Raw genomic sequence first — 14,210 nt, forward strand, 5'->3', positions numbered from 1 at the left:
CATGACCTATACCTCACGCTTCCAGAGCATTCGCCACCTCGCGGCCGCGGCCGCCGTGGTGGTCCTGGCGACGGCCTGCGAAATGACCGTCACCAACCCCGGACCGATCCAGGATGACGCGCTCAACGTGCCGTCCGCGGTCCCCGCGATCGTGAACGGGATGTCGGGCGACCTGTCGCTCGCCCTTGGCGGCATCGCCACGCGCACCGGGCTCGCATCGGGCGAACTGACCCACTCGGGCAACTACGCCGACGAAGGCTTCTTCTTCGCCGGCACCTTCTCGGGCCTCAACGCCAACACCGACTGGGCCAACGCGCAGCGCGCGCGCTGGACGTCGGAGTCCGGACTGGAGCGCATGAAGACGGTGCTCGGCAGTTCGTTCGAGTCGAACGCCGACACCCCGCGCGCCTATCTGTACGCGGGCTTCGCCAACCGCCTGCTGGGTGAGAACTTCTGCACGGCGGTGATCGACGGCGGGCCGGCCCAGAGCGACAGCGTCTACTTCCAGCGCGCCGACTCGCTCTTCACCCGGGCGTACACCATCGCGACGGCGCTCAACAACACCACCGTCAAGAACGCGGCGCTGGCCGGTCGCGCGTCGGTGCGCGCCTGGCTCGGCAACTGGACAACGGCGGTTGCGGACGCCGCCCTTGTGCCGAACAACTTCGTGTTCAACGCGATCTACGGCATCGGCACCAGCCGTGAGAACATGTACCTCGCCGAGCAGACGATCACGCGCCGCGAAGTGACGGTGTGGGGGACGTACTGGGCGAGCGTCAGGGATCCGCGCTTCCCGTGGGACACGGTGAAGACGGGATCGACCCTGACGAAGGGTCAGGACGGCAAGACCATCTTCTTCCGCCAGACCAAGTACCTGTCGCTTGGCCCGACGGCGCCGCTCGTGAAGGGCGCGGAGATGCTGGTGTTGCGCGCCGAGGCGGCGTTGCGCAGCGGCGACATTGCCGGCATGACGGCGTTCCTCAACACCGCGCGCGCCCAGTACACCGGGCTCGCTCCGCTCACCGCGCCGGCAACGACCGCCGCGGCGTGGACCCTCCTGCAGACCGAGCGCGGCGCGGTCACCTGGCTCGAGGGACGGCGCCTGTGGGACATGCGCCGCTGGAATGCCGAAGGGACCAACACGTTCCTGACCGGGCGCAACAAGTGCATCCCGGTCAGCGACAACGAGTACGCTTCGAACCCGAACCTGCACAAGTAACCTCGCAGCACGCAGTCCACGGCGGGCTCCCCGGCAACGGGGAGCCCGCTGTGCTTCGGCAGCCGATTGGCTGGCGCCCTCCGTGCCAGCGGGCAAATTCCCAGAGGCTCCATTCGACCAACCTCTGCAAACAGGCAGGTCATGACCGTCGCCCGCTTTCTCACCGTCCTGGCGCTCAGCGCCGCCACCGCCGCCGTCACGCTTGCGCAGGGTGCGGCCAGTTGGATGCGCTACCCCACCCTGTCGCCCGACGGCAAGACGATCGCCTTCACCTATCGCGGCGACCTCTACCGCGTGAGCGCGGCCGGCGGCATGGCCACCCAGTTGACGCAGCATCCGGCGCAGGACTTCATGCCGGTCTGGAGCCACGATGGCACGCGCATCGCGTTTGCGAGCGATCGGCACGGCAACTTTGACCTGTACGTGATCCCGGCGACCGGTGGCGAGGCCCAGCGCCTCACCTACCACTCGGCACCCGAGTATCCGTACAGCTTCACACCCGACGACAAATCGATTGTCTTCGGCGCCGCGCGCATGGATGCCGCCGCCAACCGGCAGTATCCCGCCAACTCGATGCCCGAACTATGGTCGGTTCCCGCCGCCGGCGGCCGCCCCGTGCAGATCCTCACGACACCCGCGGAGGACGCGCGCTACAGCCGCGACGGCTCTTTTCTCGTTTACACCGACAACAAGGGTCGCGAGAACGTTTGGCGCAAGCATCATGTGTCGTCGGTGGCGCGGGACATCTGGGTTTATGACGTGAAGGCGGGAACGCACCGCCAGGTCACGACCTTCCCGGGCGAGGATCGCCAGCCGGTGCTCGCCGACGGCGACCGGGCCTTCTACTACCTCAGCGAGGAGAGCGGCACGTTCAACGTGCACAAGCTCCCGCTCGCCGGCGGCAAGTCGCAGCAGCTCACCGCATTCAAGGGACTGCCGGTCCGCTTTCTCAGCATCGCCGACAACGGCACGCTGGCCTTCGGCCACGACGGCCAGCTCTACACCATGCTGCCCGGCGGACAGCCGCAACGCGTCGCCGTGACGATTGCGGCCGATGCCAAGTCCAACGGTGACCTCGTGCTTGCGGTGACCGGCAACGCGCGCGAACTGGCGGTTGCGCCGAGCGGCAAGGAAGTGGCGTTCGTCTTCCGCGGCGATGTCTTCACGGCCAGCGTCGAGGGCGGCGTCACCAAGCGCATCACGAACACTCCCGCCGTCGAGACCGGCGTGCGCTTCTCCCCGGACGGCAAGGCGCTCGTCTACGCCTCCGAACGCGACGGCAAGTGGGCAATCTATGAAGCGCGACGCGCCCGCGACGTCGAGCCGTACTTCTACGCCGCGACGGTTGTCAAGGAATCGCCACTGGTCGCCAACGAGCACCAGAATTACCAGCCGCTCTTCTCGCCCGATGGCAAGGAGCTGGCGTTCATCGAGGATCGCAACACGTTGCGCGTGCTCAACCTCGCCTCCCGGCAGGCGCGCACGCTGCTCGACGACAAGTCCATCTTCGCCAACACGCCCAGCCAGCGCTTCTCGTGGAGTCCCGACGGCCGGTGGATGCTGTTCGACCTCTCGGTGCCGGGGATCGCCCCGGGCGAGATCGGCCTGGTGCCAACCGACGGCAAGGGCAGCGTGACCAACCTCACGCAGAGCGGCTTCGACGACGGCGACGCCAAGTGGATCCTCGGCGGCAAGGCGATGCTCTGGTTCAGCAATCGCGACGGCCTGAAGGCGGTGGCACAGTCGGGCGGCAGCCAGCGCGATGCCTACGCGATGTTCTTCACCAGGGATGCGTGGGACCGCTTCCGCCTGACCAAGGAGGAGTACGCGCTGGTGAAGGAGCTGGAGGACAAGGCGCCGAAGCCGAAGCCCGATACCGCCAAGGCGAAGGGTGACAGCGCCAAGGCAAAGGCGGACAGCGCGGCCAAGGCGGAGCCGGTGAAGTTCGAGTTCGATGGCATCGAGACGCGCAAGGCGCGCCTGACCATCCACTCGTCGTCGCTCGGCGACGCGCTCGTCAGCAAGGACGGCGAGACCCTCTACTATCTCGCGCGGTTTGAAAAGGGGATGAACCTCTGGTCCACCAACCTGCGCACCAAGGAGACCAAGCAGGTCCTGGCGTTGAACGCCAACAGTGGGAGCATGACCTGGGACAACGAGCAGAAGAGCATCTTCCTGCTCGCCGATGGCGCCATCGCGAGGATCGACCCGGCCGCCGCCAAGCGCGACGCCGTGCCGCTGAGCGGCGAGCTGACGCTCGACGTGGACGCCGAGCGCGAGGCGATGTTCGACCACGTCTGGCGCAAGGTCCGCGACACGTTCTACACCAGGGGCTATCACGGCATCGACTGGACCGCGATCCGCCCCGTGTATGCCAAGTACCTGCCGCACATCGGCACGTCGTTCGAGTTCGCGGAGATGCTGGCCGAGATGCTCGGCGAGCTGAACATCAGCCACAGCGGGGCGACGTATTCGCAATCATCGCCGACTGACGATGCCACCGCGTCGCTCGGCATCTTCCTCGACCAGTCGTACGCCGGTGCCGGCGTGAGGATAGCGGAGGTCATCAAGGACGGCCCGCTCGACAAGGCGGGGATCACGGTCAAGCCCGGCATGATTCTCGAGGCGATCGACGGCCAGCCCATCAGCCCGTCGCGTGACCTGTCGGAGTTCCTCAACCGCAAGGCGGGCAGGAGCGTGCTGCTCGCCTTCGCCGATGGCACGGCGAAGAGCGAGGTGGTTGCCAAGCCGGTCACGCCCGCCGAGGAGAACCGGCTGCTGTACGCCCGCTGGGTGCGACGCAACGCGGACGAGGTGGACCGCCTGAGCAATGGCCAGCTCGGCTACGTGCACATTCCGGGGATGAACGACGGCGCGATGCGCACGACGGTCGAGGATGTGATGGGCAAGTACGCCACCCGGAAGGGCGTGGTGGTGGACACGCGCTTCAACGGCGGCGGTGACCTCGTGGCCGACCTCGCGATGTTCCTGAGCGGGAAGAAGTTCTTTGACTACACCACCGACACCCGCTCCACCGGCTACGAGCCGAACTTCCGCTGGAGCAAGCCGAGCGTGTCGCTGGCGAACGAAGCCAACTACTCCGACGGCCACTGCTACGCGTACGTGTACAAGGACCAGAAGCTGGGCCCCCTCGTCGGCATGCCGGTTCCCGGCACGTGCACGTTCGCCGGGTGGGAAGGACTCGAGGGCGGCATCCGGTGGGGCGTGCCCGGCGTGGGCGTGAAGGATGTGAACACCGGCAGGTATCTCGAGAACCTGCAGACGGAGCCGGACATCCGGGTGATGAACGAGTACGCGGTGGTCAGCCGCGGCAAGGACCAGCAGCTCGAGGCGGCAGTGGCGGCGCTGCTGCAGCTCATCAAGTGACCCGTCCGGCGCGACGCGCGCCGGAGGCGCGGGGCTTGCTGCGCAAGCCCGCGCGCGCCGCGGCGCGCGCCGTCGCGCGCCAACGCCTGGAGCGGGCCGTGGAAAAGGCGTCCCCACTCCTGCTCCCCAGGGTCGGGGAACCGGCCGCGACGATCGGCAACGAGGAGGTGCACGACTTCCGCGTCGCGTTGCGCCGCCTGCGCAGCTGGATTCGCGCCGCGGACGACCTGCTGCGCGACGACCTCCCGCGGCGCGAGCGCGTCGCCCTGCGCCGCCTGGCCCGCTGTGCCGGCGCGGCGCGCGATGCCCAGGTGGAGTGGCAGTGGCTCACTTCCCCGGGCGAACCCTTCAGTGCACCGGCGGCGCGCGCCGCCGCCTGGCTTGCCGGCGAACGACTGGCCATCTATGCGCGCGAGCGGGAGCGCCTGCAGCGCCGCACCGCCGAGCGTTGGCCCGACGTGGCCGCGGCGGTCGCCGCGGCGCTCGCCCGCGCGACCGACCCGACGGACGTTCCACCCGAATCGCTCGGAGCCCATCTCGCCCCCGTGATGCGCCGCCATCTCGACACGGCTCGCGCCGCGCTCGACCGCATCGAGCACCGGACGCAGGTGAAGGTCATCCACCGCGCGCGCATCGAGGTCAAGCGCCTGCGGTATCTCGTGGAAACCGTTGACGCCCAGTCGCCGAGCGGGGCACGGGCCCTGCGACAACTGCGGCAGCTGCAGGACACGCTCGGCGAACTGCACGACGCGCACGTGATCACCCTGCAGCTCGATCCCAACCTGGTCCCGCGCCGCGGACGGCGGCGGCCAACCGGCCGCCCTGCCCTGCGTGACCTGCGGGCACTGCGCGCCGCCGTGCGCCGGCGGGAACTCGCTGCCTTCCGGCATGCCATGGACCTGCTGGCTTCGCCGACGGCGGCGGCCTCGTGGCGAGTGCTCGAACAGCTCCCCGCGCGCCTGACGGCCGCCGCAGCGCCCCGCACGCGACGCCGTGTCGCCCCGGCCGTTACGCGGACCGCGTAGGCGTTACATGGAGGCGCCTTTCAGCGCGCCGGTGCGCCTGCGATGTTTCAGGATCCACCCAGAGCGCATCCTCCCATGACCTCCGAGCCACGGTTCGTGCTGCTCGCTTCCTTCGCCAACGGGTTCGCCGCCGACATCGCACGCGAACGCCTCGAGGCGGACGGTATTCCCGTACTCCTGAAGGGACCGCAGGTGGGGATCTTCGGCGGCGGCTTCCAGGGGACTACGGTGGGCGGCGTGGAGCTGTTCGTGCCGTCACCGGAACTGGATCGCGCCAAGGATCTCCTCGACAACTGATCGTTCCGCCCGCGACGCCAACCCTGAAATCCAGCCTCCCTCCCGTGACCGTCCCAACTCTGCGCTCCTTTGTATTGGCCGCCACGGCGGCCCTCCTCGGCACCTCCTCGTTGCTCGCACAGACGCCGGCGCTGCGCGTCGAACGAGACGGACGACCCGCGGTGACGCTGACCCTCGACGCGCTGCGCGGCCTCCCCGGTGACACCATCAGCCTCGCCTCGCATGGCGGACCCGCGGTGCGCTATCGCGCGGTCAGGCTGCTCGACGTGATGGCGGCCGCCGGTTCCCCCATCGACTCGCTCCGGCTCGGCCGCGCGGGATGGATCGTCGTCGCGCTGGCGAAGGACGGATACAGTGCGGTCTTCTCGGCCGCCGAGCTCGAGCCGAAGCTGGGCCCGACGCGCGCCTACATCGCGTATGAGCGCGACGGCGCGCCGCTGACCGACAAGGAGGCACCGTACCACGTGATCGTCCCGACCGACGCGCACGGTACCCGCAGCGCACGGATGGTGACCACCGTGCGCATCCTCGACGCGCTCGCCGTCTCCCGAACGCCCTGATGCGCCGCCTGCCCGCGCTGGCGACTGCCCGGCTCCAATTGCGGCCGTTTCTGCTGAGCGACGCACGCATCGTGCAGCGCCTGGCTGGCGAACGCGCCGTGGCCGACACCACGCTGCGCATCCCGCATCCGTACGAAGACGGGATGGCAGAAGCGTGGATCGCGACGCACGAAGGCGCCTGGACCCGTCACGAGGAAGCGACGCTCGCGATTGCGGAGGCCGAGGCCGGCCTCGTGGGCGCCATCTCCGTTCGCATTGATCTCGCCCAGCGCCGCGGCGAACTCGCGTACTGGATCGGCCAGCCCTACTGGGGACGCGGCTACGCCACCGAGGCCGTGCGCGCCATGCTCGGCTTCGGCTTCGACCGCCTGTCGCTGCATCGCCTCTGGGCGCAGCATTTCACCCGTAATCCGGCCTCCGGACGGGTGCTGGCCAAGTCTGGCATGCGCCACGAGGGGACGCTGCGCGGCCACCTGATCCACCGGGGTGTACCAGAGGACGTGGAGATATGGGGAATCCTCGCCGCGGATCGTCCGTAAGGTTGAGCATGGGGCGATGCGCCGCACCCCTTGGCGCGCGGCGCGCTGGCCCCGCGCACTACTCCGAGCGTATTTTCCCCGTTCGAGGCACGCGTCACTTCCCCCGGAGAACGCGATGGTCCTGATCCACGAAAGCCCGACCGGTGGCATCCCGCGCAAACCGCGGGACAACGAGCTTGACGTCTACGGCGTCACGCACATCGGCAAGGTGCGGAAGCAGAATCAGGATCACTTCCTCATCGCCTCGCTGCACAAGCATCTCTCCATTCACCAGACCAGCATCCCCGCCGAGAACTTGACCGGGGGCGGCACCGACCGGCTTGCCTTTCTCGCGATGGTGGCCGACGGCGTCGGCGGCTCGGCGGGCGGCGAGGAGGCCAGCCGGTTCGCGCTGGACGCCATCACGGCCTACATCACGCGCTCGGTGCACTGCTACTACGCCGCCGATCCCAACAATGACGCGGAGTTCACCCACGTCCTGCAGGAAGGGGCGATGCGCGTGCATGCCCGGCTCAACGAGCGCAGCACCGAGGCGGACCGGGCCGGCATGGCGACGACGCTGACCGCCTTCCTCGGCGTCTGGCCGCGGGCGTACGTGCTGCAGGTGGGCGACAGCCGGTACTACACGCTGCGCGACGGCGCGCTGCACCAGATGTCGCGCGACCAGACCGTGGCGGAGGACCTGATTGCCGCCGGTGTCATCCGGCGCTCCGACCCCGGGCACGAACGCTGGAAGCACGTCCTCTCGAGTGCGATCGGCGGACCGGAGGCCTCGCCGGTGGTGACGGCCATCGAGAACGACTGGTACCACGTGCACCTGCTCTGCAGCGACGGACTCCCCAAGCACGTCAGCGACGAGCAGATCACCCAGCGGCTGCGCGCGATGACCTCCTCGCGTCAGGCCTGCGAGGCGCTGCTGCAGGACGCCCTCGACGGCGGCGGCAGCGACAACATTTCGATCATCGTCGGTCGCGCCGTGCCGTTGTCAGCCGACTGAGCGCTCGCCCCGGCGCCGCGGGAGGCCGGGGCCGCATCGCAGGCTTCGCGCCTACGGCTCCAGCGGCTATCTTCCCCCTATGATCGCCTCCTCCATCGTCGTCCAGCCGTTCGAACTGCACGTCGGCCCGCTGACCCTCACCGGGTTCGGCCTCGCCATGCTGCTCGCGTTCGTCGTGGCGCAGTACATCGGCCAGGTGGAGCTCGACCGTCGGGGGCACGACTCCGAGATCATGGGTGACGTGCTCGTCGGCGCCGTGATCGGCGGCCTGGTCGGGGCGAAGGTCTACTACGCCATCCTGTTTCACGATCCGCGGGCGCTGCTGCACACGGCGGGCTTCGTCTTCTGGGGCGGCCTGATCGGCGGCATTCTCGCCACGGCCTTGGTGATCCGGTGGCGCCGCCAGCCGTTCACGCGCATCAGCGATGTCTCGGCCGCGGGACTCGCGGCGGCCTATGCCATCGGCCGCACGGGGTGCTGGGCGGTGGGCGACGACTACGGTCGCCCGTGGGATTCCCGCTGGGCCGTGGCCTTTCCCAACGGCTACCCGGCTTCCACGGTGCAGAATCTCGTGGAGCAGTTCGGGGTGAAGGAACTTGCCGGTCGCCCGCCGCTCGAAGTGGTGTCGGTGCATCCCACGCAGCTTTATGAGGTGGCGATGGGGATGGTGATGTTCGCCATCATATGGCGGCTGCGCGACCACAAGCACGCCGAGGGATGGCTGTTCGGCCTGTATTGCGTGTTGGCCGGCCTCGAGCGGTTCATCGTGGAGTTCTTCCGCGCCAAGGATGATCGCTTCGTGGGGCCGTTCACGATGGCACAGATGATCGCGCTCGCCTTTGCCGTGGGTGGCGCGATCTGGATGCAGATGCGCCGTGAGGCGGGCGACGGCCGGCCGGGGATCTACGCGCGGCAGCGCGCCAGGAACTGACGACCGCCGCGGGCGGCGCCTGGCGCCGCCTAGCCCGTTTCGAGGACGACGACGGCACCCGCCGTCGAATCGGTGTGGGAGAGCGTCAGCCAGTGGCGCGTGACTCCCAGCACCTCGGCGCGCTGCTGCGCGCGCCCGTGAAGCACCAGTTCCGGTGCGTGGCCGGGACGTGAAATCACCTCGATGTCCTTCCATCCGATCAGTCGCGCGCTCTCGGTTCCCGCCAGGGCCTTGAACGCCGCCTCCTTGGCGGCGAGACGCGCCGCGAGGTGCATCGCCGGGCGAGCCCGGGCGGTGGCGTAGGCCACTTCACGATCCAGGAAGAGCCGCGCCAGCGCGCGATCGCCCTTGCCGTGCAGCAGTTGCTCCACGCGCCCGATTTCCACCAGGTCGAAACCCACACCGACGATCACGGAATCTCCCGCGCGACAAAGAGCCTCAAGCGTGCACGTGAACTCCCGCTTTCGGCAAGCACCAGATAGGCGCCGTTGGGAATCTGCCGCCCGGTGAGCGTCCACGTCACGTCGTCCGCGCCGGCGATCACTTCGGCAGTCCAGACGAGGCGTCCGGAGAAGTCATAGATGCTCACCCGACCGCCCTTGCCGGCAAACGGCCACGTGAAGGTCACCGAGTTGCCGCGCACCGGATTGGCCGACGGCAAAAGGCGTGTGGCCGACCCCGCGCCACCGCCTGTTGACGACAGCGCACCATTCGCAAAGACCGCGAGTTCGTCAACCCACCACGGCAGGTTGGACGTGAGAAACGAGAGCATTACGCGCTTGCCGCGCAGGCCGCCGATGCGCACGTCTTCGGGATACCACTGCACGGCACCACCTGCAAGGCGCGCGACCGCGCGCCACGTGCGACCGCTGTCGGCCGAGACGCGCACCAGGCCGAACGGCGTCTCCTTGTAGCCGTCGCCGCTGTACTTCGTCCAGAACGTGACGCTCACGGTGTCGACGGTGGCGGGCACCGCGAATTCCGTGGATCGCATCTCCATGTTGCCGGTGCCGCGGAAGGAGGCGCGCCCGGCATAGCGCTGCGCTGTGTCGGCCACGAATCCCGTAAGTGTCCAGGCCGTGTCGCTGGCCTCCGCGCCGGTCACCGCGAGCAGCGACCACGTCAGGCGCTCGCCGCCGGCCGTGACGCCGATCGTCGCGGGACGCGCCGCCACGCCCCCCTGCGTGACGAGCCGTCGGCTGTATCTCCCCCCCGACGCCGAGTCGATCGCCACCGCCGCCGCCTGTCCCGCGATGGTCAGCGTGGTGCCGGCCACCGAGGCGGCCGGCCCGCGCACGCGCACTGGCGGGGTGCCGCTCTCCAGCACCCACCGGTCCGCGCGCAGGCCCGTCGTGGGACTCCGGTACGCCCGCGGATTCCCCGCCATCTCGATCGCGTCGAGTGCGAAGGGGAGGTTGTCGGTGAAGAGTTGCTGCAGCAGCGACTCGTTGTCCGGAAACTCGAACCCGTAGTATCCCGTCGGCCCGTAGCCGCTGGTCAACTCCGGGTTGATGCTGATGGTGCCAAAGGTCGCGCTCGCCCAGTCGGTGTACTCGCCGTTCGTAGGATAGAGCATCCAGGCGGTGCCCGCCGCATAGAACGTGCGCGCCGAACCCGGCAGATGATCGAGCGCGGCCGGCGCGGTGTTGGTTCCGCCGAGCACGCGGTACGCGTCGATGTCGGCTCCCAGCACGCCGTAGCGCGCACCCGGGGGAAAGAGCAACAGTCCCGCGTACGTGTGGTAGGTGACGGAGATGACCGGCGGATGTAGCGCATGCCACGCCTGCAGCGCGCTCACCTCGGGTTCCGAGGCCGGTGCGGGGCCGCGATAAATCTCCGACGACGCGTTCGGTGAGGAGCCGACGTTGTCGAGGCCCCAACTGGTGCTGTGGTTGCGGTTGAGGTCGACGCCGATTTCGCCGCCCGCCATGGGCCGGCGGTTCTTCCGCCACAGCCGGTCGGTCGTGAAGGTGTACTCGTAGCCATCCGGGTTGACCACCGGCACGATCCAGATGTCGCGCGCGGCGAGCAGCGAATCGACCCGCGCGTCGGTGGCGGTCGCAAGCCGCTGGATGAGGCGCAGGGCCATTTCCGTCGCGGCCCATTCGCGCGCATGGTGTGTCGCGACGAAGAGCACGTTCGGCCGGGCGGGCGCGTCGCCGCGCGCCCCGACCTTCACGGCGAGGATTGGGCGTCCCTCAGACGAACGTCCCACCGTGTCCACGCTGACCCGCGCGTTGGACGCCGCGAGCGAGTCCACCCACGCGCGGATGCCGCGGCGCGGATCGTCGTAGGACCGGTAGACCACCGTGGCCGTGCCGACGACGGACAATTGCATCAGGCGGCGACGGTCCGTATCCGGCGCGGTGACGAGCTGCGCCTGCACGCCGAGGCCCTGCAGCCGGGTGAGTTCGGCCGGCGCGGCGACCACGAGCACCGCCGCCCCCTCGGTACCGACCACATCGAAGCCGTTCGCCTGCAACACCGTGGGGGCCGCCCCGGTGACGCGATAGGTCAGGTGCTGCTGGGCCGACGCAAGGGCGGGCGTGAGCGCGAGCGCGAGTACCAGGACCAGTGAACGAAGACCACCGTGCGTGCCGCGGGGGCCGGTTCCGTCGCGCAACTCCACGATCGTGGCCCACCAGGCGTCCGCGGCGAGGAAGAACTGTTCGAGCGCGCGAACCCACGCCGCCCACGTCGCGCCACGCGCGTCCGTCGTCGCGGCGGTGGCCGCGATGCCGCACGTCTCGACCAGGTCGAGGGCGCGCCACACGGCCCCGCCTGCGTCGATCACGCGCGCCGCGAAGGCGCGCCGGTCGGGGGCCGACTTGGGATGGTGCGTCGCCGCCATCTGCTCCACCGCCTCGGTGAGCGTGCGGCGCAGGCGGTCGGCCTGAAAGGCCGCGACCTGTCCTTCCACCGTGCGCACCCGCGCCGCGCTCCGCCGCGCGGCGAGCATCGGCGTGAACAGGCGCGCATGGTCGGCGTCGCGCAGCCAGCGCGCCGCTCCGAGCGCGCGCAGCGGCCGCGTGAGCTCGGGGAGCGTGAACTCGGCGTCGCGGTCGGTCACGGGCTCAGGCGTCGAAGGTGCTGTAGCGGTAGTCGCCGTCGAGCTCGCGGCGGCAGATGGCCGCGCGTTCGCCGGTGCGCGCCTCGAAGCGGAGGATGAAGTCCGGGAGGCGCTCGCTCGTGAATGCGTCGCGGGCCATCCCGGCCACCGCGATGGCCGCTTCGATCGCCTCCGGCGTCCCCTCCACCTCGAGCAGCACGTCCATGCGCGGATACCGCTCGACGCGGCAAACCGTGCCGAGCACCTCGTACTGCTCGATGTCGCGGTCGATCTCGCGGATCACGACATATCCCAGGCGCGCCAGCACGTCGGCCATCGCGATCCCGTCACCGCAGGGCGTGGAGATTTCCTCACGCACCTTGTACCCCGTGTCGTAGCTCGTGGGCCCCTTGAAGTCGAGCACGGCGCGGCGGCCGGCCGCGTCCTCGTAGACGCGCAGGCGCAGCACATGGTCCTTGGCGAGCAGCTCGCGCGACGGCAGGTCGTAGCGGCTGTCCGAGAGCGCCCCGCGGAAGACCTCGCGCGCGCCGGCGGCCAGCAGCCGCGCGCGCAGCGCGGCGGGATCGGCGACGACGCCCTTGAGCTCGACTTCACGCATCGCAGATCGCGCGCAGGGCGGCGTCGACGTCGGTGAAGTCCTCGAAGACCGCGTGAGGGTCATGCGCCGCGAGATCGGCCGTGGTGAAGTGCCCGGTGGCGACGGCCACGGCGCGCGCGCCGATGCCGCGCCCGCACGCCACGTCGGCCGGCGTGTCCCCGATGATGACCACGTCGCCGCCGCTCACCGGGCGCTGCAGCAGCACCGACGCGCGCTGCTGCGCGATGGCGGGGAGCGCCGGCCGGTCCTCATGATCGGAACCGAACGCCCCCACGCGGAACCGTTCCGGCGCGAGGCCCGCCGCGCGCAGCTTGAGCACCGCACCCGCCGCGACATTGCCGGTCAGGAGTCCCAGCAGCACGTCGGCGCGCGCCTCGAGGGCGTCCACCAGCGCCGGAATGCCAAGATGCATGCGCACCGCATGCTCGCCCGACGTCACCGTGTGCTCGAGGCGCCCCAGATAGTCCGCCAGCAGGGCCGGCATGCGCGCATCGATGTCCGCATCGCTGAAACCGGCCAGATGCATCGACTCGCGGACGATCTGCTTGTCGGTCTTGCCATCGTACCGGTAGTGCGTGGGGCCGATCGTGCCGAAGTGCACCATCAGCGCCCCTTCCATGGCGCGCCGCCCGACGCCGCCGCTCGCGAGCAGCGTGCCGTCGATGTCGAAGAGCACGACGCGGGTCATGAGCGGGTGAGCAGCAGGCCGGTGAGCACGGCGGCCGCGCCCATTCCCTGCGCGAGCGTCGGCGTCTCGCCAAGCGCCATCCACGCGAACAGCACGGCGATGATCGGCTGCAGGTTGCTGAACATGGAGGTCCGCGTGGGCCCGATGAGACGAATGCCGCGATACCAGATGAGGTAGGCGATCACGAGCGCGAAGAGCGCGCCGTAGACGACCGATCCCCATGCCGCTGCCGGCAGCGCCGTCCAGTCGGTGCGCATGATCGCCGGCAGCGAGAGCACGCCGAGCGGCAGCGCCCCGCCCACCAGCGTGAGCGCCGAGACCTGCACGCCGTCCACGTGGTGCGTGTACGGCTTCAGGAAGACCGTGTAGATGGCCCAGCTCGCCGATGCCATGAGGATGAGCGCGTCGCCGACGATCGAGGCGTCCCCCGCCCCGGCCGCCGCGCTGCCGCTCATCACGACGGCGATGCCGGCGATGGAAAGCGCGATGCCCGCATAGCCGCGCGCGTGCAGCCGTTCCACGCCGCGCAGGCGACCCAGCATGGCGATCAGCACGGGCGTGCCGGCCATCACCAGCGAGGCGCTGCCGGCGCGCGTGCGCGCCATCCCTTCGACGAAGAGCGCCTGGTAGACGCCGTGTCCCAGCACGCCAAGCGCGAGCAGTCCCCACAGCTGGCGGCGCGGCGGCAGCGGCAGTCCCCGCGCCCGCGCAATCACCAGGAGCGTCACCGCGGCGAGCGTCACGCGCACGGCATTGAACGCCAGCGGCTCCATGAACCGCAGGCCGAACTTGACCACCGAGAAATTCACGCCCCAGATGGTCGCCATCAGGAGCAACAGCAGGTCGGTGATCCAGAGCCGGTGCGCGGGATGCGCGGCGGGCGCGGTCGTTGCGTGCAT

Annotated in this window: 13 protein-coding genes; 8 read left to right on the plus strand and 5 right to left on the minus strand. The window is 69.7% G+C overall.

Annotated elements, in window-relative coordinates; genetic code table 11:
• The first annotated feature begins 1 nt into the window (after nt 1).
• From VGJ96_04890 to VGJ96_04925, 8 genes are all read left to right on the plus strand, one after another.
• Nucleotides 2-1,219, plus strand: coding sequence for a RagB/SusD family nutrient uptake outer membrane protein (locus VGJ96_04890; GenBank protein ID HEY3286444.1), 1,218 nt, complete (start codon nt 2-4; stop codon nt 1,217-1,219).
• A 141-nt stretch (nt 1,220-1,360) separates the two neighbouring features.
• The gene (locus tag VGJ96_04895) at nt 1,361-4,606 is read left to right on the plus strand and encodes a S41 family peptidase (GenBank protein HEY3286445.1); all 3,246 of its coding nucleotides are present in this window, start codon (nt 1,361-1,363) and stop codon (nt 4,604-4,606) included.
• Complete coding sequence (locus VGJ96_04900) at nt 4,603-5,631, plus strand: CHAD domain-containing protein (protein ID HEY3286446.1); 1,029 nt, start codon at nt 4,603-4,605, stop codon at nt 5,629-5,631. The genes VGJ96_04895 and VGJ96_04900 overlap by 4 nt, the downstream gene beginning before the upstream one ends.
• 75 nt (nt 5,632-5,706) lie before the next feature.
• The gene (locus VGJ96_04905; GenBank protein HEY3286447.1) at nt 5,707-5,928 is read left to right on the plus strand and encodes a DUF2007 domain-containing protein; all 222 of its coding nucleotides are present in this window, start codon (nt 5,707-5,709) and stop codon (nt 5,926-5,928) included.
• Between the two features lie 44 nt (nt 5,929-5,972).
• On the plus strand, nt 5,973-6,488 hold the full coding sequence (locus VGJ96_04910; protein HEY3286448.1) for a hypothetical protein: 516 nt from the start codon (nt 5,973-5,975) through the stop codon (nt 6,486-6,488).
• On the plus strand, nt 6,488-7,027 hold the full coding sequence (locus tag VGJ96_04915) for a GNAT family N-acetyltransferase (GenBank protein ID HEY3286449.1): 540 nt from the start codon (nt 6,488-6,490) through the stop codon (nt 7,025-7,027). Before VGJ96_04910 ends, VGJ96_04915 begins: the two co-directional genes overlap by 1 nt.
• A gap of 115 nt (nt 7,028-7,142) precedes the next feature.
• On the plus strand, nt 7,143-8,024 hold the full coding sequence (locus VGJ96_04920) for a protein phosphatase 2C domain-containing protein (GenBank protein HEY3286450.1): 882 nt from the start codon (nt 7,143-7,145) through the stop codon (nt 8,022-8,024).
• A 79-nt stretch (nt 8,025-8,103) separates the two neighbouring features.
• The gene (locus tag VGJ96_04925; protein HEY3286451.1) at nt 8,104-8,955 is read left to right on the plus strand and encodes a prolipoprotein diacylglyceryl transferase; all 852 of its coding nucleotides are present in this window, start codon (nt 8,104-8,106) and stop codon (nt 8,953-8,955) included.
• A 29-nt stretch (nt 8,956-8,984) separates the two neighbouring features.
• Here the strand turns inward: VGJ96_04925 and acpS are convergent, their stop codons facing one another.
• Genes acpS through VGJ96_04950 form a run of 5 tightly spaced genes read right to left on the minus strand, consistent with a single transcriptional unit; the run spans nt 8,985 to nt 14,210 of the window.
• A complete protein-coding gene (gene acpS / locus VGJ96_04930; GenBank protein ID HEY3286452.1) occupies nt 8,985-9,368 on the minus strand; it encodes a holo-ACP synthase in 384 nt (127 codons plus the stop codon).
• Entirely contained in the window at nt 9,365-12,025 is a 2,661-nt protein-coding gene (locus VGJ96_04935; protein HEY3286453.1) for a M14 family metallopeptidase, read from the minus strand. The genes acpS and VGJ96_04935 overlap by 4 nt, the downstream gene beginning before the upstream one ends.
• A 4-nt stretch (nt 12,026-12,029) precedes the next feature.
• Nucleotides 12,030-12,623 carry a CYTH domain-containing protein gene (locus VGJ96_04940; GenBank protein ID HEY3286454.1) on the minus strand — a complete coding sequence of 198 codons (594 nt, stop codon included), beginning with the start codon at nt 12,621-12,623 and terminating at the stop codon, nt 12,030-12,032.
• Nucleotides 12,616-13,311, minus strand: coding sequence for an HAD hydrolase-like protein (locus tag VGJ96_04945; protein HEY3286455.1), 696 nt, complete (start codon nt 13,309-13,311; stop codon nt 12,616-12,618). The genes VGJ96_04940 and VGJ96_04945 overlap by 8 nt, the downstream gene beginning before the upstream one ends.
• Entirely contained in the window at nt 13,308-14,210 is a 903-nt protein-coding gene (locus VGJ96_04950; protein HEY3286456.1) for an EamA family transporter, read from the minus strand. The genes VGJ96_04945 and VGJ96_04950 overlap by 4 nt, the downstream gene beginning before the upstream one ends.

Source organism: Gemmatimonadaceae bacterium, from assembly GCA_036504815.1.
GTDB lineage: Bacteria > Gemmatimonadota > Gemmatimonadetes > Gemmatimonadales > Gemmatimonadaceae > PNKL01.

Excerpts from the sequence above, each read along its gene's own strand:
- VGJ96_04915 (HEY3286449.1), top strand. The coding sequence starts at position 6,488 with ATGCGCCGCCTGCCCGCGCTGGCGACTGCCCGGCTCCAATTGCGGCCG.
- VGJ96_04905 (HEY3286447.1), top strand. The coding sequence starts at position 5,707 with ATGACCTCCGAGCCACGGTTCGTGCTGCTCGCTTCCTTCGCCAACGGG.
- VGJ96_04920 (HEY3286450.1), top strand. The coding sequence starts at position 7,143 with ATGGTCCTGATCCACGAAAGCCCGACCGGTGGCATCCCGCGCAAACCG.
- VGJ96_04940 (HEY3286454.1), bottom strand. The coding sequence starts at position 12,623 with ATGCGTGAAGTCGAGCTCAAGGGCGTCGTCGCCGATCCCGCCGCGCTG.
- VGJ96_04950 (HEY3286456.1), bottom strand. The coding sequence starts at position 14,210 with ATGCACGCAACGACCGCGCCCGCCGCGCATCCCGCGCACCGGCTCTGG.
- VGJ96_04895 (HEY3286445.1), top strand. The coding sequence starts at position 1,361 with ATGACCGTCGCCCGCTTTCTCACCGTCCTGGCGCTCAGCGCCGCCACC.
- VGJ96_04925 (HEY3286451.1), top strand. The coding sequence starts at position 8,104 with ATGATCGCCTCCTCCATCGTCGTCCAGCCGTTCGAACTGCACGTCGGC.
- VGJ96_04945 (HEY3286455.1), bottom strand. The coding sequence starts at position 13,311 with ATGACCCGCGTCGTGCTCTTCGACATCGACGGCACGCTGCTCGCGAGC.
- VGJ96_04890 (HEY3286444.1), top strand. The coding sequence starts at position 2 with ATGACCTATACCTCACGCTTCCAGAGCATTCGCCACCTCGCGGCCGCG.